The organism is Tepidamorphus sp. 3E244 (assembly GCF_046159835.1).
Lineage (GTDB): Bacteria > Pseudomonadota > Alphaproteobacteria > Rhizobiales > Tepidamorphaceae > JACKJK01.
The window spans coordinates 248269-271047 of record NZ_JBJXCY010000001.1; the positions used below are offsets into that span (position 1 = coordinate 248269).

At 65.2% G+C, this 22779-nt stretch carries 25 protein-coding genes and 1 tRNA gene; 22 read left to right on the plus strand and 4 right to left on the minus strand.

What is annotated here, in order from left to right; genetic code table 11:
* The first annotated feature begins 48 nt into the window (after positions 1–48).
* The 9 genes from ACKTEK_RS01135 (at position 49) to ccoS (ending at position 9278) form a co-directional block, all read left to right on the plus strand.
* Positions 49–1125 (plus strand): AbrB family transcriptional regulator, encoded by a 1077-nt coding sequence (locus tag ACKTEK_RS01135; protein WP_409163401.1) that lies wholly within the window; start codon positions 49–51, stop codon positions 1123–1125.
* 188 nt (positions 1126–1313) lie between these two features.
* Positions 1314–2960: a cytochrome-c oxidase, cbb3-type subunit I gene (ccoN, locus tag ACKTEK_RS01140; RefSeq protein ID WP_409163402.1), complete on the plus strand. Its 1647-nt coding sequence runs from the start codon at positions 1314–1316 to the stop codon at positions 2958–2960.
* A gap of 10 nt (positions 2961–2970) precedes the next feature.
* Entirely contained in the window at positions 2971–3708 is a 738-nt protein-coding gene (gene ccoO, locus ACKTEK_RS01145; RefSeq protein ID WP_409163403.1) for a cytochrome-c oxidase, cbb3-type subunit II, read from the plus strand.
* A gap of 9 nt (positions 3709–3717) precedes the next feature.
* Complete coding sequence (locus ACKTEK_RS01150; protein ID WP_409163404.1) at positions 3718–3870, plus strand: cbb3-type cytochrome c oxidase subunit 3; 153 nt, start codon at positions 3718–3720, stop codon at positions 3868–3870.
* A gap of 4 nt (positions 3871–3874) precedes the next feature.
* Positions 3875–4744 (plus strand): cytochrome-c oxidase, cbb3-type subunit III, encoded by an 870-nt coding sequence (gene ccoP, locus ACKTEK_RS01155; protein ID WP_409163405.1) that lies wholly within the window; start codon positions 3875–3877, stop codon positions 4742–4744.
* A gap of 87 nt (positions 4745–4831) precedes the next feature.
* Positions 4832–6301 carry a cytochrome c oxidase accessory protein CcoG gene (gene ccoG, locus ACKTEK_RS01160; protein WP_409163406.1) on the plus strand — a complete coding sequence of 490 codons (1470 nt, stop codon included), beginning with the start codon at positions 4832–4834 and terminating at the stop codon, positions 6299–6301.
* Between the two features lie 25 nt (positions 6302–6326).
* Positions 6327–6866: a FixH family protein gene (locus ACKTEK_RS01165; RefSeq protein ID WP_409163407.1), complete on the plus strand. Its 540-nt coding sequence runs from the start codon at positions 6327–6329 to the stop codon at positions 6864–6866.
* A gap of 4 nt (positions 6867–6870) precedes the next feature.
* Entirely contained in the window at positions 6871–9093 is a 2223-nt protein-coding gene (locus ACKTEK_RS01170) for a heavy metal translocating P-type ATPase (RefSeq protein WP_409163408.1), read from the plus strand.
* Positions 9090–9278: a cbb3-type cytochrome oxidase assembly protein CcoS gene (gene ccoS / locus ACKTEK_RS01175; protein WP_409163409.1), complete on the plus strand. Its 189-nt coding sequence runs from the start codon at positions 9090–9092 to the stop codon at positions 9276–9278. The genes ACKTEK_RS01170 and ccoS overlap by 4 nt, the downstream gene beginning before the upstream one ends.
* 6 nt (positions 9279–9284) lie before the next feature.
* Here the strand turns inward: ccoS and ACKTEK_RS01180 are convergent, their stop codons facing one another.
* The 3 genes from ACKTEK_RS01180 to ACKTEK_RS01190 form a co-directional block, all read right to left on the minus strand.
* The gene (locus ACKTEK_RS01180; RefSeq protein ID WP_409163410.1) at positions 9285–9713 is read right to left on the minus strand and encodes a DUF1801 domain-containing protein; all 429 of its coding nucleotides are present in this window, start codon (positions 9711–9713) and stop codon (positions 9285–9287) included.
* 30 nt (positions 9714–9743) lie between these two features.
* The gene (gene hemA, locus ACKTEK_RS01185; RefSeq protein ID WP_409164866.1) at positions 9744–10973 is read right to left on the minus strand and encodes a 5-aminolevulinate synthase; all 1230 of its coding nucleotides are present in this window, start codon (positions 10971–10973) and stop codon (positions 9744–9746) included.
* 159 nt (positions 10974–11132) lie between these two features.
* On the minus strand, positions 11133–11903 hold the full coding sequence (locus tag ACKTEK_RS01190) for an autoinducer binding domain-containing protein (RefSeq protein WP_409163411.1): 771 nt from the start codon (positions 11901–11903) through the stop codon (positions 11133–11135).
* 103 nt (positions 11904–12006) lie between these two features.
* Here ACKTEK_RS01190 and ACKTEK_RS01195 point away from each other — a divergent pair, with 103 nt between their 5' ends.
* From ACKTEK_RS01195 to ACKTEK_RS01205, 3 genes are read left to right on the plus strand one after another with little or no spacing between them, the layout of a single operon-like run.
* The gene (locus ACKTEK_RS01195) at positions 12007–12651 is read left to right on the plus strand and encodes an acyl-homoserine-lactone synthase (protein ID WP_409163412.1); all 645 of its coding nucleotides are present in this window, start codon (positions 12007–12009) and stop codon (positions 12649–12651) included.
* Positions 12623–13900 (plus strand): cytochrome P450, encoded by a 1278-nt coding sequence (locus tag ACKTEK_RS01200; protein ID WP_409163413.1) that lies wholly within the window; start codon positions 12623–12625, stop codon positions 13898–13900. The genes ACKTEK_RS01195 and ACKTEK_RS01200 overlap by 29 nt, the downstream gene beginning before the upstream one ends.
* A gap of 2 nt (positions 13901–13902) precedes the next feature.
* On the plus strand, positions 13903–14451 hold the full coding sequence (locus ACKTEK_RS01205) for a hypothetical protein (protein WP_409163414.1): 549 nt from the start codon (positions 13903–13905) through the stop codon (positions 14449–14451).
* A 358-nt stretch (positions 14452–14809) separates the two neighbouring features.
* Here ACKTEK_RS01205 and ACKTEK_RS01210 read toward each other — a convergent pair.
* A tRNA-Thr gene (locus tag ACKTEK_RS01210) sits at positions 14810–14884 on the minus strand.
* Positions 14885–15089: 205 nt separating this feature from the next.
* Between ACKTEK_RS01210 and ACKTEK_RS01215 the strand changes: the two genes are divergently transcribed.
* The 10 genes from ACKTEK_RS01215 (at position 15090) to ACKTEK_RS01260 (ending at position 22778) form a co-directional block, all read left to right on the plus strand.
* A complete protein-coding gene (locus tag ACKTEK_RS01215) occupies positions 15090–15299 on the plus strand; it encodes a hypothetical protein (RefSeq protein WP_409163415.1) in 210 nt (69 codons plus the stop codon).
* 100 nt (positions 15300–15399) lie between these two features.
* Positions 15400–16689 (plus strand): UDP-N-acetylglucosamine 1-carboxyvinyltransferase, encoded by a 1290-nt coding sequence (gene murA / locus ACKTEK_RS01220; protein ID WP_409163416.1) that lies wholly within the window; start codon positions 15400–15402, stop codon positions 16687–16689.
* A 62-nt stretch (positions 16690–16751) separates the two neighbouring features.
* Positions 16752–17219 (plus strand): DUF2948 family protein, encoded by a 468-nt coding sequence (locus ACKTEK_RS01225; protein ID WP_409163417.1) that lies wholly within the window; start codon positions 16752–16754, stop codon positions 17217–17219.
* 118 nt (positions 17220–17337) lie between these two features.
* Positions 17338–17841 carry a UPF0262 family protein gene (locus ACKTEK_RS01230; RefSeq protein WP_409163418.1) on the plus strand — a complete coding sequence of 168 codons (504 nt, stop codon included), beginning with the start codon at positions 17338–17340 and terminating at the stop codon, positions 17839–17841.
* Between the two features lie 3 nt (positions 17842–17844).
* Positions 17845–18300, plus strand: coding sequence for a low molecular weight phosphatase family protein (locus ACKTEK_RS01235; protein ID WP_409163419.1), 456 nt, complete (start codon positions 17845–17847; stop codon positions 18298–18300).
* A 34-nt stretch (positions 18301–18334) separates the two neighbouring features.
* On the plus strand, positions 18335–18793 hold the full coding sequence (locus ACKTEK_RS01240; protein WP_409163420.1) for a c-type cytochrome: 459 nt from the start codon (positions 18335–18337) through the stop codon (positions 18791–18793).
* Positions 18790–20217, plus strand: a complete 1428-nt coding sequence (locus ACKTEK_RS01245) for a multicopper oxidase family protein (protein ID WP_409163421.1) — start codon at positions 18790–18792, stop codon at positions 20215–20217. Before ACKTEK_RS01240 ends, ACKTEK_RS01245 begins: the two co-directional genes overlap by 4 nt.
* 91 nt (positions 20218–20308) lie before the next feature.
* The gene (gene infA, locus ACKTEK_RS01250; protein ID WP_409163422.1) at positions 20309–20527 is read left to right on the plus strand and encodes a translation initiation factor IF-1; all 219 of its coding nucleotides are present in this window, start codon (positions 20309–20311) and stop codon (positions 20525–20527) included.
* A gap of 54 nt (positions 20528–20581) precedes the next feature.
* Complete coding sequence (locus tag ACKTEK_RS01255) at positions 20582–21208, plus strand: Maf-like protein (RefSeq protein WP_409163423.1); 627 nt, start codon at positions 20582–20584, stop codon at positions 21206–21208.
* A 40-nt stretch (positions 21209–21248) separates the two neighbouring features.
* Positions 21249–22778 carry an AMP-binding protein gene (locus tag ACKTEK_RS01260; RefSeq protein ID WP_409163424.1) on the plus strand — a complete coding sequence of 510 codons (1530 nt, stop codon included), beginning with the start codon at positions 21249–21251 and terminating at the stop codon, positions 22776–22778.
* Position 22779 lies beyond the last annotated feature (1 nt).

Consider the following 22779-nt stretch of genomic DNA (forward strand, 5'->3'; position numbering starts at 1 on the left):
CCCGGACCGAATTGACGCCGATCAAACCGCGTTGCGGACACTCGCGACGTGAACGACCTCGCAAACCCGGTTTCGCCGGACCGCATCTGGCGTGCGGTTGCGCTGACGCTCGTCGTCGGCGTGGTCGGTTCGCTTGCCGCGCAGCTTGCCGGCCTGCCGCTGCCGTGGCTGACGGGCGCCATGGGTGCCTGCGCGCTGGCGGCGATCTGCGGCGCGCCGATGAAGATCCCGTTCTCGTGGCGGCCCATCGTCTTCGTGGTGCTCGGCATTTCCATGGGCAGCGGCGTGACGCCCGAATCGCTGGAACTGGCGCGCACATGGCCGCTCAGCCTGCTGGCGCTGGCGCTCGCCGTGCCGATGATGGTGATCGTCTCGGTCGCGGCCATCTCGCGCCTGCCCGGATGGGACAGGCAGACCGCGATGCTCGCCGCCATGCCCGGCGCGCTGTCCTACGTGCTGGCGGTTGCCGAGCAGACCGGCGTGGATGAACGCCGCGTCGCGGTCGTCCAGTCCATGCGACTGGTGGTGCTGGTGCTGATCCTGCCTTCTCTCATCGTGACCGCCGGCGGGCAGCAGGGCGTGGTGATTCCCCCGGTTCCCGATGCCGAGTGGGTCGATCTGGGTATTCTCGCAGTCGCCTGCCTCGCGGTGGGGTTTGCCTGCCAACGGTTGCGGGTGCCGGCTGGCATGTTGTTCGGTCCGATGCTCGTCAGCGCGGTCGCGCACGGCACCGGCTGGACGGACGCGCGCGTGCCGGTCTACGTGCTCAACGCGGCGATGCTGGTGCTGGGTGCCAATATCGGCGCGCGGTTCACCGGGCTTGGCTGGCCGTTCATCCGCTCCGCCATGTGGGCGGGTTTCCTGAACCTGATTCTCGCAACCCTCGTCGCGGCGGGTTTTTCGGCGGCCGTGGCGTGGTACCTCGCCATCCCCTTCGGCCAGTGCATGCTGGCCTTTGCGCCCGGCGGGGCGGAAGCCATGGCCGTTCTCGCCTTCGCGCTGCACCTCGACCCGGCCTATGTGGCGATCCACCACGTCGCCCGGTTCCTGGGGCTCGGCATCTGCCTGCCCATCGTTCTGCGCATGGGGCCGAACAAGCCTGCGACACAATCGCGCAAGGCCTGAGTAGAACCCCTTAAGTGCTGCTCCCGACGCGTATTTGCGCGGATTTTTGTGCCCCGGCTGATTGATAGAAATCAACACCACGGACGCGTGGATGCGCTTTGTCTCCCCGCGTCAAACCGCGCCCGAGGCCCTCGGAATCCCTCCGTTCGTCTCGAGCGCTCTCGGATGAACCCGGGGGGTGTTCCTCAATGGCTTCTGTCGCCACAAAATCGCTGACGATCGAGGAAGGCGGCTTTGCCGCCCTGATCGCTCTGGTCGCGTTTTACTGCTTCCTGGCTGCGGCAAAGACCACCGATCCTGTCATGGCGTTCCACGCCTGGGTCGGCCTGGCCTTGTCGCTTGCCGGCATCTTCGCGATCTTCAAATCCTATTCCGACCGCCACGAGAACGTCGCCCAGACGGTCGACGGCCTGCCGAACTACCAGCTCGGTCCGATCAAGCTCGCCAGCTTCTTCGCGGTCTTCTGGGGCATCGCGGGCTTTACCGTCGGGCTCATCATCGCGTTGCAGCTTGCCTATCCGGCGCTGAACTTCGACCTGCCGTGGACGAATTTCGGCCGGTTGCGCCCGCTGCACACCTCGGCGGTCATCTTCGCCTTTGGCGGCAACGTCCTGCTGGCATCGTCCTTCTACGTGGTGCAGCGCACCTGCCAGACGCGCATCGCCGGCAACGTCGCCCCGTGGTTCGTCATCCTCGGCTACAACGCGTTCATCCTGATCGCGGGCACCGGCTACCTGCTCGGCGTCACGCAGAGCAAGGAATACGCCGAGCCGGAATGGTACGCCGACCTGTGGCTGACCGTCGTCTGGGTCGCTTACCTGCTGGTCTTCCTGGCAACGCTGTGGAAGCGCCGCGAGCCGCACATTTACGTGGCGAACTGGTTCTACCTGGCCTTCATCGTCACCATCGCGATGCTGCACCTGATCAACAACGCCACGGTGCCGGTCTCGGTCTTCGGCACCAAGTCCTACATCGCCTGGTCGGGCGTGCAGGATGCCATGACCCAGTGGTGGTACGGCCACAACGCGGTGGGCTTCTTCCTCACCGCCGGCTTCCTCGCCATCATGTACTACTTCATCCCCAAGCGCGCTGACCGCCCGGTCTATTCCTACCGGCTGTCCATCGTGCACTTCTGGGCGCTAATCTTCCTGTACATCTGGGCCGGTCCCCACCACCTGCACTACACCGCGCTTCCGCAGTGGTCGCAGACGCTGGGCATGACCTTCTCCATCATGCTGTGGATGCCCTCCTGGGGTGGCATGATCAACGGCCTGATGACCCTGTCGGGCGCGTGGGACAAGCTGCGTACCGACCCGGTGCTGCGCATGATGGTGGTGTCGGTCGCCTTCTACGGTATGTCGACCTTCGAAGGCCCGCTGATGTCGGTGCGCGCGGTGAACTCCCTGTCGCACTACACAGACTGGACCATCGGCCACGTGCATTCCGGTGCGCTCGGCTGGGTCGCCTACATCTCCTTCGGCGCGCTTTACTGCCTCATCCCGTGGGTGTGGAACCGCAAGGGCGTCTACTCCCTGAAGCTCGTCAACTGGCACTTCTGGATCTCGACCATCGGCATCGTCCTGTACATCTCGGCGATGTGGGTCTCGGGCATCATGCAGGGCCTGATGTGGCGTGCCTACAACGCGCTCGGCTTCCTCGAGTACTCGTTCATCGAGACCGTGGAATCCATGCACCCCTTCTACGTGATCCGTGCTCTTGGCGGCGCCCTGTTCGTCGTGGGTGCCCTGATCATGGCCTACAACCTCTGGATGACCGTGCAGCATGGCGAGGCGGAACCCGTCGCCGCCAGCCCTGCGCTGGCGCCCGCCGAATAGGGGACGCGACATGTTCAAGTATCACTACATCTTCGAGAAGAACTCGCTCATCCTCACCGTCGGCATCCTCATCGCGGTTGCCATCGGCGGCCTGGTGGAGCTGGTGCCGAACTTCTACCTGAAGAGCACCATCGAAAAGGTGGAGGGCATGCGGCCCTACACCCCGCTGGAGCTGGCCGGTCGCAACATCTACATCCGCGAGGGCTGCTACCTCTGCCACAGCCAGATGATCCGTACCCTGCGCGATGAAGTTGAGCGCTACGGGCACTACTCGCTGGCAGCCGAAAGCATGTACGACCATCCCTTCCAGTGGGGCTCCAAGCGCACCGGTCCGGACTTGGCACGCGTCGGCGGAAAGTACTCCGACGAGTGGCACAAGCAGCACCTGATCGACCCGCGCTCGGTCTCGCCGGCCTCGATCATGCCCGGCTACCCGTTCCTGGCGACGACCCGCCTGAACGATGCCGACATGGCCGACCACCTCAAGGTGAACGCGATGCTGGGTGTTCCTTACGACGAGGAAATGGTGGAGGCCGCCCGCGCGGACCTTCGCGCCCAGGCCAACCCCGATGCCGCCGACGATATCGACGGCTTCGAGGCCCGTTACCCCAAGGCGGTTGCGCGTGACTTCGACGGCGACCCGGCAACGGTCACCGAAATGGATGCGCTCATCGCCTACCTGCAGATGCTCGGCACGCTCGTGGACTTCGATCTCTACGACGACAAGGCCGACGTGAACCTGCGCTAGGAGGACCAGATGGAAACCTACACCACGCTTGCTGCCTTCGCGCAGACCTGGGGGCTTCTCTACTTCGTCGTGCTGTTTGCCGCCGTCGTCGTCTACGCCCTGTGGCCCTCCAACAAGGAGCGCTTCGACGAAGCCTCGCAGATTCCGCTGAGAAAGGACTGATCAGATGGCCAAGAAGGAAGTCGACGCGATTTCCGGCGTCGAGACGACCGGCCACGAATGGGACGGTCTGAAGGAACTCAACAACCCGCTGCCGCGGTGGTGGATACTGACGTTCTATGCCACCTGCATCTGGGCGGTGGTCTACTGGGTGCTGATGCCGTCGTGGCCGCTGATCAGCGACTACACCCGCGGCATCCGCGACCACTCCCAGCGCGAGATCGTGATGGACGAGGTTGCAGCCCTCCAGTCGGCCCGCGCCGACCAGGGCGAGGCCATCGTCAATGCCGACCTGGAGACGATCAAGTCGAGCCCCGACATGCTCCAGTTCGCCATGGCCAGCGGTCGCGCCGCGTTCGGTGACAACTGCGCAGGCTGCCACGGCACCGGTGCGACGGGCTTCACCGGTTTCCCGAACCTCAACGACGACGAGTGGATCTGGGGCGGCTCGCTGGAGGAGATCAGCCACACGATCCACTTCGGCATCCGTGCCGCCCACGACGAGACCCGCGTCGGCGACATGCTTGCCTTCGGCCGTGACGAGATCCTCGATCGCGAGCAGGTCCGCAACGTTGCCAGCTACGTGGTCTCCCTGTCTGGCGGCGAGGGTGTGGAAGGCGCAGATATCGAGGAAGGCAAGGTCATCTTCGAGGACAATTGTGCCTCCTGCCACGGCGAGGACGCCAAGGGCACGAAGGAACTTGGCGCTCCGAACTTGACCGACAACATCTGGCTGTATGGCGGCGACGTGCAGACCGTCATCGAGACGGTCCACAACGGCCGCGCCGGCATGATGCCGGCCTGGGACGGGCGTCTCGACGAGGCGACGATCAAGTCGCTTGCCGTCTTCGTCCATAGCCTCGGCGGCGGCCAGTAAGCCGACTAATAAAATGCAGCCGCCGGACGTGCGCGCCCGGCGGCGCCCTTCGCAAAAATCCGGCTGATCCCCCAAGGCAGGATGGCAATGAAACCGATGCCCCCAGCAGACACGCAAGACCTACAGGGCGGGAGCGAAATCCAGCTCTACGCCAAGCGCAAGAAGGTCTATCCGCAATCGGTGAGCGGCACGTTCCGCAACATCAAGTGGACGATCATGGCGCTGACGCTGGGCGTCTACTACCTGCTGCCATTCGTGCGCTGGGACCGTGGCCCGAATGCACCCGACCAGGCGGTTCTGATCGATTTTCCGGCCCGCCGCTTCTACTTCTTCTTCATCGAGATCTGGCCGCAGGAGGTCTATTACCTCACCGGCCTGCTGATCCTCGCGGCCATGGCGCTGTTCCTGATGAACGCCGTCGCCGGACGCCTGTGGTGCGGCTACATGTGCCCGCAGACGGTGTGGACGGACCTGTTCTACGCCGTCGAGCGGCTGGTTGAAGGCGACCGCCGCGATCGCATCAAGCTCGACAAGGAAGGCTGGTCGCTTCACAAGCTCGGCGAGCGTGTCGCCAAGCACGGGCTGTGGCTGCTGATCGCCTGGTGGACCGGCGGCGCGTGGGTGCTCTACTTCGCCGACGCCCCGACGCTGGTGAAGAACCTCGCGACCGGCACGGCGCCGTTCTCCGCCTACCTGTGGATCGGCATCCTGACGGCGACGACCTACGTCTTCGCCGGCCACATGCGCGAGCAGGTCTGCACCTACATGTGCCCGTGGCCGCGCATCCAGGCGGCGCTGACCGACGAGTGGGCACTCAACGTCACCTACCGCACCGACCGCGGCGAGCCGCGCATGTCGCTGAAGCAGGCGCAGAAAGCCGAGGCGCTCGGCGAGCGCGCGGGAGATTGCATCGACTGCCTGCAATGCGTCGCAGTCTGCCCCACCGGCATCGACATTCGCGACGGTGCGCAGCTGGAGTGCATCCAGTGCGGCTTGTGCATCGATGCCTGCGACACGGTGATGGACAAGGTCGGCCGTCCGCGTGGGCTGATCGCCTACGACAACGACATGAACAGGCTTCACCGGGAGGCGGGCGAGCCGGAGGTCTACAAGCCGATCCGCTCGCGCACGATCATCTATGCGGGCATCATCGTTCTGGTCTCCGCGATCATGGCCTTTGCGCTGTTCAATCGCACCACGGCGGGCATCGCGGTCATCCACGACCGCAACCCGCTCTTCGTGACGCTGCAGGACGGTTCGATCCGCAACGGCTTCACCGCGCGGCTCATCAACAAGGAGCTGGTCCAGCGCCACTACGCGATCTGGGTCGAGGGCATCGAGGGTGCGCGCGTGGAAGCCGTCGGCATCCCGCCGGACCTCAAGGGTCACCCGATCGTTTCCGTGCGCCCCGACACGACACAGGAAGTGCGACTGCTGGTCTACGCGCCGGCCGGGACGGAGCTGGATGAATCGACCCCGATCACCTTCATGATCGAGGACGTGAAGACGGGCGAGCGCGACAGCGTGAACGACAACTTCAAGGCACCCGCCCGCTGAGGGCGCGTCAGGGACGAGAACCACGATGGCGATTGCAGACATGATCGAGGGCAACGGCAACCACGAACCGCGCAAGCTGACGGGCAGGGCCGTGCTCGGCTGGGTCATCGGCTTCTTCGCCGTGATCTTCGCCGCTAACGCCGTGTTCCTCTGGCTGGCTATTTCCAGCTTCTCCGGCATCGAGGAAACCAGCGCCTACAAGGCTGGCCAGACCTTTGCACGCGACCGCGCGGAAGCCTCCGCCCAGGCCGAGCGCGGCTGGCAGGTGTCGACCGAGATCGAGCGCAACGGCGCTGGTGCCTCGCTGTCGCTGTCTGCGCGCGACCATGACGGCGCGCCACTGCGCGGCATCGCCTTCACCGCGATCTTCCTGCGGCCCGCCGACGACGGTGGCGACCATGTCGTGACCATGGTTGAGCGCGAGGCGGGCATCTACCGTGGTGCGGTCGAGGAGATCATCGACGGGCAGTGGATGGTCGAGATCACCGGCGAAAGCATCGACCCGCAGTCCGGCGAGCAGGTGCGCCTCTACAAGTCGCGCAACCGGATCCTCATCAAGGGCTAGAGCCATGACTGCGCAACCGGCCCCCGGCATGTTCGATGGCAGCGTGGAACTGTCCGGCTTCGTCACGCAGATCGACCCCGGCACCGCGCACATGGACCTTGCCGTGGAGGGTCTGCGCTGCGCCGGCTGCATGGCAAAGCTCGAACGCGGACTGACCGGTGTCGACGGCATTACCAGGGCTCGCGTCAACCTGACGAGCAAGCGTCTCGCGGTGGAATGGGATGTCGCGGCGCTGTCCGCCGAACGTGTCGTCGCCGCCGTGGCGGCCATCGGTTTCAAGGCCTACCCCTTCGACCCTGGCAAGCTGGAAGCCGCCGCCGATGCCGAAGGGCGGATGCTGCTGCGCGCGCTCGCGGTCGCGGGCTTTGCTGCCGCCAACATCATGCTGCTGTCGGTCTCGGTCTGGTCGGGCAATGTCAGCGACATCACGCCGGAAACCCGCGACCTGTTTCATATGCTGTCCGCGCTGATCGCGTTGCCGACCGTTGCCTTCTCGGGCCGCCCGTTCTTCCGGTCCGCGCTCGCGGCACTGCGCGCCCGCAGCCTGAACATGGACGTGCCAATCTCGCTCGGCGTGCTGCTGGCGGTTTCCATGTCGCTGGTTCAAACGTTCAACCACGCCCATCACGCCTATTTCGATTCCGCCGTGATGCTGCTCTTCTTCCTGCTGGTGGGGCGCTACCTCGACCACACCATGCGCCGCCGCACCCGCGACTTCGCCGCCAACCTCGCAGCCCTGCGTGCCGAGACGGCGCTGCTGCTGGCACCCGACGGCAGCACGCGGCAGTTGCCTGTTTCGGCCATCGACCCCGGCAACCTCGTGCTGGTGCGCCCCGGCGACCGCATCGCCGTGGACGGTGTCGTCGAAAGCGGCACGTCCGAAATCGACCAAGCCTTCGTAACGGGCGAAACGGTTCACGCTGCGGTGTCGGCCGGTGACCGGGTCTATGCCGGCACCCTGAACCAGGGCGGGCAACTGACGGTGCGCGTCACCGCTGCCGGGCAGGGCACGCTTCTGGATGACGTGAACCGGCTGATCGAGAAGGCCTTCGCGGTGAAGAACCGCTACGTCGCGCTGGCAGACCGGGCCGCCGGCGTCTACGCGCCGGTCGTCCACACGCTCTCGGCGCTGACATTCGCCGGCTGGATGTTCGTCGGTGCCGGGTGGGAGCAGGCGCTGATGACGGCGATTGCCGTCCTCATCATCACGTGCCCCTGCGCGCTCGGCCTCGCTGTTCCCGCCGTACAGGTCACCGCAACCGGGCGGCTGTTCAAGGCAGGGATACTGCTCAATGGCGGCGACGCGCTGGAGCGCATGGCCGATGTCGACACCATCGTCTTCGACAAGACCGGCACGCTGACCAAACCCGACGCGACGCTGCTTCCCGAGCAGGTGCTGGACGAGGAAACCTTGCACAGGGCCGCCCGCCTCGCGGCGGCCAGCGCACACCCGCTGGCGCGAGCCATCCACCGCGCCTGGCCGAAAGTTGCGCCGCTAGAGAGCGCCCGTGAAGTCGCGGGCAACGGCATCCAGGGCGAGATCGACGGTGTGCAATGGCGGCTCGGCAGCGCGGACTTCTGCGGCGTTGATGCGCAGAGCCGCGACGACGCGATTGCCGGCGCCGGTGCGGCCTCGCTCATCTGGCTGTCGCGCGATGGGCTGGCACCCGCCCCGATCCGCGTGGGGCAGGAATTGCGGGACGATGCCGTCGCCACCATTCGCCGCCTGAAGGCGCACGGGCTAGCGATCGAGATCGTCTCCGGTGACCGGCAGGACATCGTAGAGCGCGTGGCCGCGGATCTCGGTATCGCGCGGGCGCGCGGTGGCATGGACCCGGCGCAGAAGATCGCTCATGTGGAGGCGCTGCGCGAAGCGGGGAAACACGTGATGATGGTCGGCGACGGCCTCAACGATGCACCCGCGCTGGCTGCGGCGAACGTCTCCATGTCGCCGGTCACGGCGGTTCACCTGAGCCAGGCAGCAGCCGACGCGGTCTTCACCGGCGAGGGCCTCGGCGCTGTGGCCACCGCGCTCAACGTGTCACGCCGGGCGCGCGCCATCATGAGCCAGAACCTCTGGCTTGCCGCACTCTACAACCTGGTTGCGGTGCCGATTGCGGTGGCCGGGTTCGTCACGCCGCTCATCGCCGCGCTCGCCATGTCCGGCTCCTCGCTGATCGTCACCGCCAATGCGCTGCGCGCCCGCCTTGGAGGCGACAGGCCGTGAACGCGCTGCTGATCCTGATCCCGGCAGCGCTGGTGCTCGGCCTGTTCGGGCTGGCGGCCTTCATGTGGGCATTGCGGCGCGGGCAGTTCGACGATCTGGACGGCGCCGCACATCGCATCCTGCGCGACGACGACCTGCCCGAAGACCAGCGCCGCCACCATGATGCGGATACCGACGGCGCGTGATCGCGCTCAAGTCGGGCGCACGCCATAGATGCGGTCGAGGTCGGCGAGACCGGCCCGCACGAGCGCTTTCAGGACGTCGAGATCGATATCGGCCAGCTTGTTCACGTAGAGACAGGCCTTGCCGGTCTTGTGCTTGCCGAGGCGGGCAAGGATCGCGCTGTAATCCTGGTAGCCCGGCATGATGTAGATGGAATGCTTCGCCTTGCGGGGCGAGAAGCCCGTCGCCAGAAAGTCCCCCTCCCGCCCGCTGTCATAGCGGTAGTGATAGGCGCCGTAGCCGATGATCGATGCACCCCACATGCGCGGCTCGAACCCGGTCACCTCGCGAAAGAGTTGGTCGAGGAGCGTCGCTTCCTCGCGGCGGCGCTCCGGCTCCACGGTCTGGATGTAGGCGTCAACGTCCGCGCCGGTTGCCGTCGTCTTGTTCTCGGGCATGGGCGCTGACCTCTGGCTGGAGCGTGGCCGCTACTCGGCAGCCTCGGTGCGGCTGGTGCGCGGCAGGTCGAGCGTGCGCCAGACAGCGTCGAGCGCCTCGGCCAGTTCCTCGATCAGCGTGTCGCTGTGATAGGGCGTCGGCGTCACGCGCAGGCGTTCGGTGCCGCGCGGCACCGTCGGGAAATTGATCGGTTGGATGTAGAGGCCGAACCGGTCGAGCAGCATGTCGCTGGCAGCCTTTGCCTTTTGCGGGTCGCCCACCAGCACCGGCACAATGTGGGTCTCGTTTGAAATGACCGGGATTCCGCGCTCGGCCAGCGCGCGCTTCGTGCGCGCCGCCTGCCGCTGCTGCGCCTCGCGCTCGGCGTTGCTCGCCTTCAGGTGCGCGACGGAGGCTTTCGCCGCGGCCGCGACCGCCGGGGGCAGCGCCGTGGTGAAAATAAAGCCGGCTGCATAAGAGCGAATTGCATCCACGATCGCGCCGTCTGCCGCGATGTAGCCGCCGAGGCACCCGAAGGCCTTGGCCAGCGTACCTTCGATGATATCGACCCGCGCCATCGCCGCGTCGCGCTCGGCGATGCCGCCGCCGCGCGGCCCGTACATGCCGACCGCGTGCACCTCGTCGAGATAGGTCATCGCGCCGTAGCGCCCGGCGAGGTCGCAGATCGCGTGGATCGGGGCGATGTCACCATCCATGGAATAGACGGACTCGAACACGATCAGCTTGGCCCGGTCCGGATCGGCGCGCTTGAGCAGCTCTTCCAGGTGCTGCAGGTCGTTGTGGCGGAAGATCGCCTTCTCGCAGCCTGCGCGCCGCACGCCCTCGATCATCGAGGCGTGGTTGAGTTCATCCGACAGGATCAGGCAATCCGGCAGCAATTTGCCGACCGTGGCGATGGTCGCCTCGTTGGAGATGTAGCCGGAGGTGAAGACCAGCGCGTCGGTCTTGCCGTGAAGGTCCGCCAGTTCGTCCTCTAGCGCGACTATGGCGCTGTTGGTGCCGGAAATGTTGCGCGTGCCGCCCGCGCCCACGCCGTGCGCACCAACCGCCTGCCGGGCCGCAGCAATCACTTCCGGGTGCTGGCCCATGCCGAGATAGTCGTTGGAGCACCAGATGATGATGTTGCGTGCGCGTCCGTCCACATGGGCGCGCGCATGCGGGAATGCGCCCGCGATTCGCTCGATGTCGAGAAACACGCGGTAGCGCTGTTCGCCGTGCAGGGTATCGATCGCATCGCGAAATATGCGTGCGTAGTCCAAAGGCATCCGTTGCTCCCGGCTCGCGCTGGAACTCGGTGGCGTCCGGGCCACCGGCTCTGCGTCGTTGGCCCAGTGTCGCAAATATTGGGTCATGCGATCAATCGGGCATGATCCGGATGCGGCGGTTTGACCCGCGTCACGCACGTGCCCTTGAGCGACCTACGGGATGATGTAGCGGTTGAAGATCGCCTTGACCACGGCCTGCGTCTTGTTGACGGCATCCAGCTTGGCCATGCTCGCGCGGATGTGGGTTTCCACCGTTTCGCGCGAAATGCCGAGGATCACGGCGGTGTCCTCGCTCGTCTTGCCCTGGGCGGCCCAGAGCAGCACTTCCTGCTCGCGTTCCGTCAGCGGCCCGGCCGGGTTGGTGTCGCCGTTGCTGCGCAAACGGCTGCCGGTGGCGGTGCGGGTGGAGATGTCGATGACCTGCTGCGCCCAATAGATCAGCACCAGTGTGATCTCGTGGCGGAACTCGGCCAGCTGCCTGTCGAAATCGGCCGGCTCGTCCTTCCAGAACAGCGTGCAGACTGACGAGAAATACGCGCCGAACCGGTCCCGGTAGTGAAACGGGATCACCAGGCCGTTGCGGTAGCCGTAGTCGCTGGCTGCTTCCATCACCATGAGCGCCTTGGGCGGGCGGTTGCCCTTTTTCTGGGGCAGGGCGATGTCGCCCCAAGTGAACGGTGTGTTGCGGGTGCGAGCCAGCGGCAAGCACGGGTCGGCGTCAAGGAACTGGTTTGTGCGGTAGTCGCGCTCGAAGTCCTCCTCGATCGAATTGAGGATGAGCGGGTCATTTGCGCCGAAGCGGCTGTTGTCGATGAAGGAATACTCGGCAAACCCCATGGACTGGATGTAGCGGTCCAAAATCCCATGCAGCTCTTCCAGTCCCTGCGCGGCTTCCACCCGTGCGATGGTTTCTTCCAACCGCACACCAGTCTCCAGTTTGAGGGAACTCCCCAAATCTGGGGATATCCAGATGCTCTACCGAATTGCCACGCTCTAGGCATCAGCACTCGGACAGCGAGCAACTTACATGAATGGCGGATTGAGGGCGATAATTTTCCGAAAATCGGATGATCCGGACCTCTATTGGGCCATTTTGCGCTTTCGCAAGGCCCTTTTTGTGGACCATCTCGGTTGGGTTCTGAACGTTTCACGCGGTGTGGAGACAGACCAGTTCGATCATGAGCAGGCCACCTATTGCGCACTGATGCATTCCGGGCAGGTGCTTGGCTGCTTCCGCGCCATCCCCTGCACCAAGCCGTATCTGGCACGCGACGTTTTCTCCCACCTGGCGCCCGGCGCCCATTTTCCGACTGATTCGGAAAGCTGGGAAATCAGCCGCTTCGGTGTTTCACCGACGTCACCGGTCGGTGGGGCGCACCTTTATGCGGCGATGATGGCCTTTGCGGAGATGCGCGACATTCGCGTCCTGCCCGCACTGGTTGAACTGCACCACGAGCGTTTTCTCAACCGCCTCGGCATCCGGACCCGACGATACGGGAGGGCCGTCACCATAGGAGAGACGGCCCACGGCCGGCCGATCCGGTGCGTCGTGGGCGAAATCCCTTTCCGTGAGCAGCGGTCGATCCTGCTCGACACCTTCTCTGACCAAATCGCACAACTGGAGATTATCGATGAAGTTGCCAATGTCGGACTTGATCGCATTCCAGCGTGACCAGCTGGGATTCTTCCTTCAACGCGGCAACGACGCCACCGAACCTCTGGTGCGTCTGTCCATGGGCACGGGGCACGTCTACCTCGTTTCCGATGCCGACCTGGTCCGCCCCATCATGAAGGCCGACGAGTCGGTCATCGACAAGGGCAGGCTGATCTACAAGCTGCGCGAGATCATCGGCGAAAGCTCGATGGTTCTCAGCGGCGAGGAACACCGCAAGCGCCGCGCCGTGATGCACGCGCAGATGTCGCGCGGCGTGACCAGCGAATACGTCCCGGAAATCTCCGCCATCATCCGCCAGTGCGCGGCACAGATGGCGATGTCGGGCTCCTTCGATGCCCACCAGGTCACGGCCTCCCTCGCCGTGCGCATCATCGCGACCATTCTCTTTGGTCACGGCGTGCTCACCACCGCCGATGAAAACGCGCTCATCAACGCGCTGCACCTGGCCGAGGACGATCTCGCCGCCCAGATCTTCAAGATCATTCCCGATCTGCCGTGGGTGCGCAGCCGCAAGAAGGCAAAGCTTTCGGAAGCCAACAAGACCATGGAATTCGTGGTCGAAAAGGCCCGCAGCAATGCCAAGCGCCACAGTCTCATCTCGGCGCTGGAAGAGCTGAACCTGTCCGAAAAGGCGATGCAGGAAGAAATCCTGCTGAACCTGCTGGCCGGCCACCACACGTCCGGTTCGGCGGCCTCCTGGGTTCTCTACTTCCTCGGCAAGTTCCCGGACCTGGCAGAGGAAATCGCGCAGGAAGCGCGTGGCCTCACCGATGCAAACGGCGAAATCGACCCGCGCCGCCTGTCTTCGGCCAAGACCAGCCTTGCCTTCGTCAAGGAAACCCTGCGCCTCTACCCGTCGGCTTACTGGCTGTCGCGCGAGACCAAGCAGGAAATGGAGCTTGGCGGCCGCAAGCTGCCCGCCGGGTCCTCGCTTCTCATCAGCCCGTGGCAGATGCAGCGCAACCCGCGCTACTGGCCCGAGCCGGAGAAGTTCGACATCACCCGGAACCACTCCGGCGCAGCCTACATGCCCTTTGGTTCGGGGCCGCGTGTCTGCGTCGGCATGTCGCTCGCACTGCTCGAACTGCAGCTGTTCGCGCTCGAGATCGCGGCGTCCTTCGAAGTCGATCTCGGCAACAACGTCACGGCGCCTCCGCCGATCCCGGCCATCACCATCATTCCGCCCCCGATGGAGATGCGGGTCACGCCGCGCGCCACCCCGCAACACCAGCAGATGGTTGCCTGATCATGCCCAGCAAGGCCCGGAAGAACGCAGCGTTCTCGGGGCCGGGAGCGGCTGCCAAACCGCCCACGCAAGAGGAGCGGCGGCTGTATCCCCACCTCGTCAAGCGAGGTGTATGGCCGCCCGAACGCTCTACGCCTGGAATCCTCTCGCGGGAGGAATCCGAGGAATTCGAACGATACAAGAACCGCGATGACCTTTTCCTGATCGAGGACGACGTGCGTATTGAAGATCCAGCCACACTGAATGTCGAAGCCGACACGCTCGAGGAATTTGCCGAAAGCCTCGAGAGCTACGAGCACGAACTGCTCGAACGGGCGACAGCACTACCCATGACGGGGCAGGAACAGGAAATCCTCGCCTCCGTCGGACAGACAACCGAGCGCGCGCGGCGGGCGGTGATGCAGATGATCCTGCAGACACGCGTCGACCGTTTGCGCCGGGAAGACACGACCAAGGCGCGCGCCGAAATCAGGAAGAAGCTCAATCCGGAACTGCGCAAGATGCTGGAGGACTACTTCCAGTCCATGCGGCAGGAGCCGCGCCAGCACTAGGCCGACAGATTGCGTTGCCACGAGGAGGCCACGTGACCCACCCGCGAGACCCGGCAGAACGCCGGGTCTCGGCGGGTGCGGGTGTTTGCGCGCGTCCGGCGGGAGGGCACGCCTCGCGACGTCGCAATGGCGCGATCCAGATCGAGATTTGCCGACGTTTGAAGGCCAAGCGGTCGAGCAAGCGATAGCTCACCTGGTTGGAGGCGTCGAGCGAAGCGAAACGGCCGTGAAACAGGGAATGGTGCTGCCGGTGAAAAGAAGGTCCGCCACGCACCGGCTGGAGGCCAAGTGGCCGACCGGGCGAAAGCCCGCCCCGTTGGAGGCGTTGAGCGAAGCGAAACTGCTGTGAAACAGGAAATGGTGCTGCTGCAGAGATTCGAACTCTGGACCTCTCCCTTACCAAGGGAGTGCTCTACCCCTGAGCTACAGCAGCTTGATGCGCGGTCTGGCGCTGTCCGGCGGTACCGATCGGGGAACAGCCCACCGGCTCGGCGAAGCAATACTTGCCGAAGGCGCGCGGAAACTGCCATAGGGTTGGCCAAGGTGCAAGCGAAGATCGCGGCGATGTTTACAGGTGCGATCCGGGCGTCGCGACCGCCGCGCAAGGCACGCGACACGGCTTGAGAGGGCATGCGCTCTTGGCAGGTTCAAACGATGATGGCGGGACGGGTTCCGGCAAGCCCGCGAAGGGCGCCGACGCGAACACCCGCGAAACGCGCCTTGCGAACGCGCTGAAGGCCAACCTGCGCCGCCGCAAGGCGCAGAAGCGCGGCCGCGCCGACCACGAAACCGCTGACGAGCACGGCGCACCGGACGCAACCGATCCGCCGTCGCCGCGTTCATCCTGACCGCGCGCTTGCCTTGTTTTCTCCACGGGCGGCCAGTAAAGCTGCGCGCTTGGGGCGATGCCGGGCTGCACGTTTCCGCACAATTGAAGGATTTTCGGACATGGATTCCATCCGCGTAACCGGCGGCAACCGCCTGAATGGGTCGATCCCCATCTCCGGTGCCAAGAACGCCGCCCTCCCGCTGATGATCGCGTCGATCCTGTCGCCGGAAACCCTCACGCTGGAAAACGTGCCGCGCCTGACAGACGTCCAGAAGCTGGCGCAAATCCTGAACAATCTCGGCATCGACGTGACGATCGCCGGCAAGCGTCCCGGCCAGGGCGAGGGCTATGCCCGCACCATGCGCCTTAACGCGGCCAACATCGTCGATACCACCGCGCCCTATGAACTTGTCTCCCAGATGCGCGCGAGCTTCTGGGTACTGGGCCCGCTGCTGGCGCGCTGCGGCAAGGCCCGCGTGTCGCTGCCCGGCGGCTGCGCGATTGGCACGCGCCCAGTCGACATGCACCTGATGGGCCTTGAGAAGCTCGGCGCGGAGATCGAGCTCGATTCCGGCTACGTGAATGCCAGCGCCCCCAACGGACTGACCGGTACGACGATCCATTTCGACAAGGTTTCCGTCGGTGCCACGCACAACGTGCTGATGGCCGCCAGCATGGCCAAGGGCACGACGGTGCTGGAAAACGCCGCCTGCGAGCCGGAAATCGGCGACGTTGCCCGCTGCCTCGCCGCTATGGGCGCGAAGATCGAGGGCATCGACACCAACACCCTCGTCATCGAGGGTGCGCAGACCATGCACGGCACGACCCACACGGTGCTGCCCGACCGCATCGAGACCGGCACCTACGCCATGGCGGTTGCCATGGCCGGCGGCGATGTGATGCTGGAAAACGCCCGCGCCGACCTGCTTCAGAGCGCGCTCGACGTGCTGGTAGAAGCCGGTGCCAAGGTGGAAGCTTCCGACAAGGGCATCCGCGTGTCGCGCAACGGCAACGGCATCAAGCCGGTCAATGTCGAGACCGCGCCGCATCCCGGCTTCCCAACCGACCTGCAGGCGCAGCTGATGGCTCTGATGACTCGCGCCGAGGGCGTCTCGACCATAACCGAGTCGATCTTCGAAAACCGTTTCATGCATGTGCAGGAGCTGGCCCGCCTCGGTGCCGACATCAAGCTCGATGGTGACACCGCGACGATCACCGGCGTTCAGCGGATGAAGGGTGCCCCGGTCATGGCGACCGACCTTCGCGCCTCCGTCTCGCTCATCATCGCGGGTCTGGCGGCTGAAGGTCAGACGACGGTCAACCGCGTCTACCACCTGGACCGCGGCTTCGAGCGCATCGAGGAGAAGCTCGGGAACTGCGGCGCGCAGATCGAGCGCCTCAGCGCTTGAAATCGGGCGCGCCCCACCCGACATTGTCTGGAACTCGCAAACGGACCGAAAGACCAGACCCGATGGATGAGAAATCCTCTGGCGGCCTCGCGCTTGCCGCGCTTGATGCCGAAGACCTCGAAGTCATTTCCGCGCACACGCAGGATGCCGTGGTCAGTGCCACGGACCTTGCCTACAAGCGTTCGGGCCGCGCCTTCGTCGCGATCCTCAATCGATACGACTGGGACAGCGGCGAACGCGAGCGCAAGCGCCGCCGCACGGCCCTGCATTTCGACCGCGTCCTGGGCGTGCGCTCGCGCGGCATCGAACGTGGCCGCGAAGCCGATGTGCTGAACCTGCTCGCCATTCGCTATGTCCCGGCCGGCGAAGGCCCCGCCGGGATGGTGGAGCTTGTTTTCTCCGGTGAGGCGGCCATTCGGCTTGATGTCGAATGCATCGAGTGCCGCATGAAGGACCTCGGCCCGGTCTGGGCGACGGCCAAGCAGCCGACGCACGACACCGCCGATGCAGCGCCCGCCTCGGGCGCCTGATTCCGTCAATCAACCGTGTTCCGCGCCCGCGCTGGCTTTGCCAAGCGGGATGCGCAATGTCATAGACTGCTTGAAGATTCCGGCGGCAAGGGTTGCTGCCGGATACTGGGAGACGGTCATGGCTGACAGTTCGGAGCAGGCGCAGGAGACGGGCGGGCAGGGTTGCCTCGTCGCGGTCAATCTCGACGAAAGCTCCATTCGCCGCTCGACCCCCGACATCGACCACGAACGCGCCGTCGCGATCTACGACCTGCTGGAGGACAACCGCTTCCAGCCGCATGGCATAGAGGGCGGAGCCTACGCGCTGTCGCTGTCCATCCAGGAACAGCGCCTCGTAATGGATATCGCGTCACCCGAAGGCGAGGCTGTCACCACCTTCGTGCTGTCGCTCACTCCGCTGCGCAAGGTCATCCGCGACTATTTCCTCGTCTGCGAGAGCTATTATGAGGCCATCCGCCAGGCGAGCCCCAGCCGGATCGAGGCCATCGACATGGGCCGGCGCGGGCTGCACGACGAAGGATCGCGCATCCTGCGCGACCGGCTCGATGGCAAGATCGATGTCGATCACAACACGGCGCGGCGGCTGTTCACGCTGATCTGCGTGTTGCACTGGAAGGGCTGACGGATGTCGCCGGTGGGGGACAAGCTGCCCTCGTCAGTCCTGTTCGCCTGCTCGATGAATTCGGTCCGCTCCCCCATGGCCGAAGGCATCATGAAGCAGCTGTTCCCCTTCAAGGTCTACACGCAGTCGGCGGGTGTCCATGACGGCGAACTGGATTCCTTCGCCACATCGGTGATGGAGGAGATCGGCGCGGACATCTCGTCCCACCAGCCCAAGACCTTCGATGAGCTGCACGACACCGGCTTCGACCTCATCATATCCCTGTCGCCGGAAGCCCATCACCATGCGCTGGAACTTGCCCATACCATGGACATTGACGTTGAATACTGGCCGACACAGGATCCCACGATGGAAATGGGAACGCGCGATCAGCGGCTGACGGCTTACCGGCGTGTCCGCGATCAACTGACGACCCGCATCAAGCAGCGCTTCGGCTGGCAGCCGCCGGCCAGCATGTGACGCGCGCAAAGATCGTCCAAAGGAGACAAGCGACATGAACCGAACTCTCACGCTGGCCGCCGCCGCGCTCGCCCTGTTTGCCGCCGGAACCGTGTCCGCCCACCAGGGCGCGAAAGGCGTCGTCAAGCAGCGCATGGACGCGATGAAGGATACCTCCGAGCGCATGAAATCGATGCGCGCCTCCATCGACCGAGGCAAGGAGCGCAACGCCGAAAGCCTCGCCGCCGACGCCGAACAGATCGCGGTGCATGCCGCCGAGATCTCCAAGATGTTTCCCGAAGGCTCCACCAGTGAGGTGAGCGAGGCGAAGCCGGAAATCTGGCAGGAGAATGCGGAGTTTCTCGACCTGGCGGACATGATGGCCCGCCGCGCCGCGCGCGTGGCCGAGATGGCGCGCGTCGGCACCGAGGACGCAACGCTGCAGGCGGCCTTCGCCGAACTCGGCGAGAGCTGCAAGAGCTGCCACACCAAGTTCCGGATGAAAAAGCAGTGACAACAGGCCTTTCTCGCCGCGGGTTCTTCCACGTTGCCGGAGCGGGCATCGGCCTGCTCGCGCTGCCGCCGCTGGTGCATGCCGCGCCGACGATGCAGACATTACGGGCGAGTGCCGCCAGCGTCGACCTGATCGGCGCCGACCGGGAACGGCCCGCCGACTACAGCGCAACCGATGTCTGGGCCTATGACGGCGCGGTGCCGGGTCCGCTGCTGCGCGGTCGCGTCGGCGAGCGGCTGCGCATCCGCCTGCAGAACGATATCGAGGAACCGACCTCGGTCCACTGGCACGGCATCCGCATCGACAACGCCATGGATGGCGTGCCCGGCCTGACGCAGGACCCGGTGCAGCCCGGCGAAAGCTTCGACTACGATTTCGAACTCACCCATCCCGGCACCTACTGGTACCACCCGCACATGCGCTCCTCGCAGCAGGTCGGGCGCGGGCTCTACGGCATGCTGATCGTCGACGAGGCGAAGCCGCTCGACGTCGACCGTGACCTGCTGCTTGTCATTGACGACTGGCGCATCAACGCAGAAGGCCAGATCGACATTGCCAGTTTCGGCAACCTGCACGATGCAGCCCACGGCGGGCGTCTCGGCAACTGGATGACGGTGAATGGCCAGTCCGGCCCTGTTCTCCCGGTCAAGGCCGGCGAGCGGGTGCGTCTGCGCGTCGCCAATGTCGCCAATGCCCGCATCTTCGAAATTGATACCGAAAAGCTTGGCGCGGTGGCTTTGTCGCGCGACGGGCACGGGCTGGACAAGGCTGCGAAGCCGCAAGACCCGGTGCTGCTTGGTCCCGGCCAGCGCGAGGACCTCGTGTTCGACGTGCCGGAGGGCGCGCAAACCATCCCCATTCAGGACGTTTCGACCGGCGAACCCGTCACGGCAGCGACACTCAAGGTGGAGCCGTCCGATGGCGCGCCTTCGCAACGTCCGGCGCTCGACACGCTTTCCCTGCCGCGCTTCGGCACCGAGCCGGATACCGACAACGCCCGCGTCGTCGATCTCGTCATGGAAGGTGGGGCCATGGGCGGGCTTGCCACGGCGAACCTCGACGGCGAGAGCATGAGCCTGCAGGAAATCGCGCAGAAAGGTTATGTCTGGGCGTTCAACGGCCGCGTGGGCAAGATGGACTACCGCCTGTTCGAGGCTGCGCGCGGCGAGACCATCGCCATCGACATGGTCAATCGCACCTCGTGGCCCCACGCCATGCACATGCACGGCCACCATTTCCGCATCCTCACCCGCGACGGAAAGCCTGCCACCGATATCGCCTTCCGCGACACCGTTCTTGTTGGTCCGGAACAGTCCGTGCGGGTCGCCTTCGTGGCCGATAATCCGGGCAAGTGGATGCTTCATTGCCACATGCTGGAGCACCAGGCCTCGGGTATGGTCGCGACCTTTGCCGTGAACGGTTGAACGCATGTGCGCGTTGCCATTCCTTGGCATTCACTTTGTCGCGGGGATCGGTTAGGTTCCCGCCACTTTCCAGTCATCAGAACGGATACGCATGTCGAAAGAAGAATTGCTCGAATTCCCGGGCGTGGTCGTTGAACTGCTGCCCAACGCGACGTTTCGCGTGAAGCTTGAGAACGATCACGAGATCATCGCCCACACCGCAGGCCGTATGCGCAAGAACCGCATTCGCGTGCTGGCGGGCGACAAGGTCCTCGTTGAAATGACGCCTTACGACCTCACCAAGGGCCGTATTACCTACCGCTTCAAGTAAGCGCCGGCCCCTGGGGCCAGTTGAAGATCACAGGAAGACCCGGTCGCAGTATCCATGAGCGGACGCCCCAAACTCATTCTGGCAAGCGCGTCACCGCGACGCCTTGCCCTGTTGCAGCAGATCGGGGTCGATCCGGATTTCCTGCGGCCGACGACCATCGACGAATCGCCGGAAAAGGGCGAGTTGCCGCGCACGCTCGCGCGCCGTCTCGCCCGCACCAAGCTTGAAGTGGCCGCGCAGGCCGTCAAGCGCGAAGCCGATCTCGATGGCAGTCTGATCCTCGCATCCGACACGGTCGTTGCCGTTGGCCGGCGCATTCTGCCCAAGGCGGAAGCGCTGGAAGAGGCAAGCGCCTGTTTGCGGCTGCTCTCTGGGCGCTCGCACCGCGTCTATACCGCCGTGTGCGTCGGGCGCGCGGGCGGCAGCGTGCGTGAACGCATCACCGAAACGCGGGTGCGCTTCAAGCGCCTCTCGCGCGAGGAGATCGACAGCTATCTCGGCTCGGGCGAATGGCGCGGCAAGGCCGGCGGCTATGCCATCCAGGGCATCGCGGGCAGCTTCGTCATCAAGTTGGTCGGCTCCTACACCAGCGTTGTCGGCCTGCCGCTCTATGAAGCATCCTCGCTTCTGGAAGGCGCGGGCTACCCGGTCCGCATGGCCTGGGCATCGGTCGCGGTCTAGGACATGACCGCGGGACAGGTCTTCGCCCGGAGGTGACCCCATGGACATGACGCGCTGGCTCGTACGCTCCGCAGGCACTTGCCCGGACTGGCCCGCCGTCGCCCATGGCACGACCGTCTTCCAGGATTACCGGACGCTGGCGGCCCGCGCCGCCAAGCTGGCTTCGGGCCTGCGCGCGGCGGGGCTTGCGCCCGGCGACCGCGTCCTCGTCGCCGCGCCGAACTGCCCGCAATATCTCGAATTGCTCTACGGCATCTGGTGGGCAGGCTGCGCCGCCGTGCCCGCCAACTCCAAGCTGCACGGGGCCGAACTCGCCTACATGGTCGCCCACAGCGGCACGAAGGTCTGCTTCGCCGCGCGCAAGCAGGCACAGGCAATCGCCGCCGAAACCCCCGAAGGCCTTGAACGCGTCATCGAGGTCGGCAGCGCCGATTATGAGGCGCTCTTCGCCGGCGACCCAAGCGAGCCGTGGCTGGCAGGCCCCGACGAAATGGCGTGGCTGTTCTACACCTCCGGCACCACCGGGCGGCCCAAGGGCGCGATGCTCTCCCATCGCAACCTGCTGGCCATGACCATGGCCTACCTGACCGACGTCGACCCGACTGAGCCCGGCGACCGCATCTTGCATGCAGCCCCAATGAGCCACGGTTCGGGCCTGTATCTCATGGCCCATTTGGCACGCTTCGGCGTCAACATCGTGCCGGAATCCGGCGGCTTCGAGCCGGACGAGATCGCAAGCCTCACCGGCCATTGGCAGCGCACCTCGATGTTCGCCGCACCGACCATGATCAAGCGGATGGTGTCATCCGGCGTCGAGATCGCACCGGACGCCCTGCGCACCGTCATCTGGGGCGGTGCGCCCATGTATGTGAGCGACGTGAAGAGCGCGCTCGAGCGCTTCGGCCCCGTCTTCGCGCAGATCTACGGGCAGGGCGAGACGCCGATGACGACGACGCTGCTCCCCAAGCACATCGTGGCCGACAAGGCCCACCCGCGTTGGGAAGAGCGCATCGGTTCGGCCGGCCACGTGAACCCGGTCGTCTCGGTCCAGGTCTTCGACGATGACGACCGCCCGCTGCCCGCCGGCGAAACCGGCGAAATCGTCGTGCGCGGCGAGACGGTGATGCTCGGCTACTGGAACAACCCCGATGCCACCGCCGAGACGCTGCGCGGCGGCTGGCTGCACACGGGCGATGTCGGCTCCTTCGACGAGGACGGTTTCCTCACCCTGCGCGACCGTTCCAAGGACATGATCATCTCCGGCGGCTCCAACATCTATCCCCGCGAGGTGGAGGAGGTGCTGCTCACCCATCCGGGCGTGCGCGAGGTTTCCGTCATCGGGCGGCCCCACGGCGAGTGGGGCGAGGTCGTCGTCGCCTACGTCGTGGGCGAGGCGGATGAAGGCGATCTCGACGCGCTCTGCCTCTCGCGCATTGCCCGTTTCAAGCGCCCCAAGCACTATGTCCACGTGGAGGACCTGCCGAAGAACAACTACGGCAAGATCCTGAAAACGGAACTGCGCGCATCAGACGCGCGGCTGGTGCGCGGTTCGCGCGGCGAGGAGGACTGAA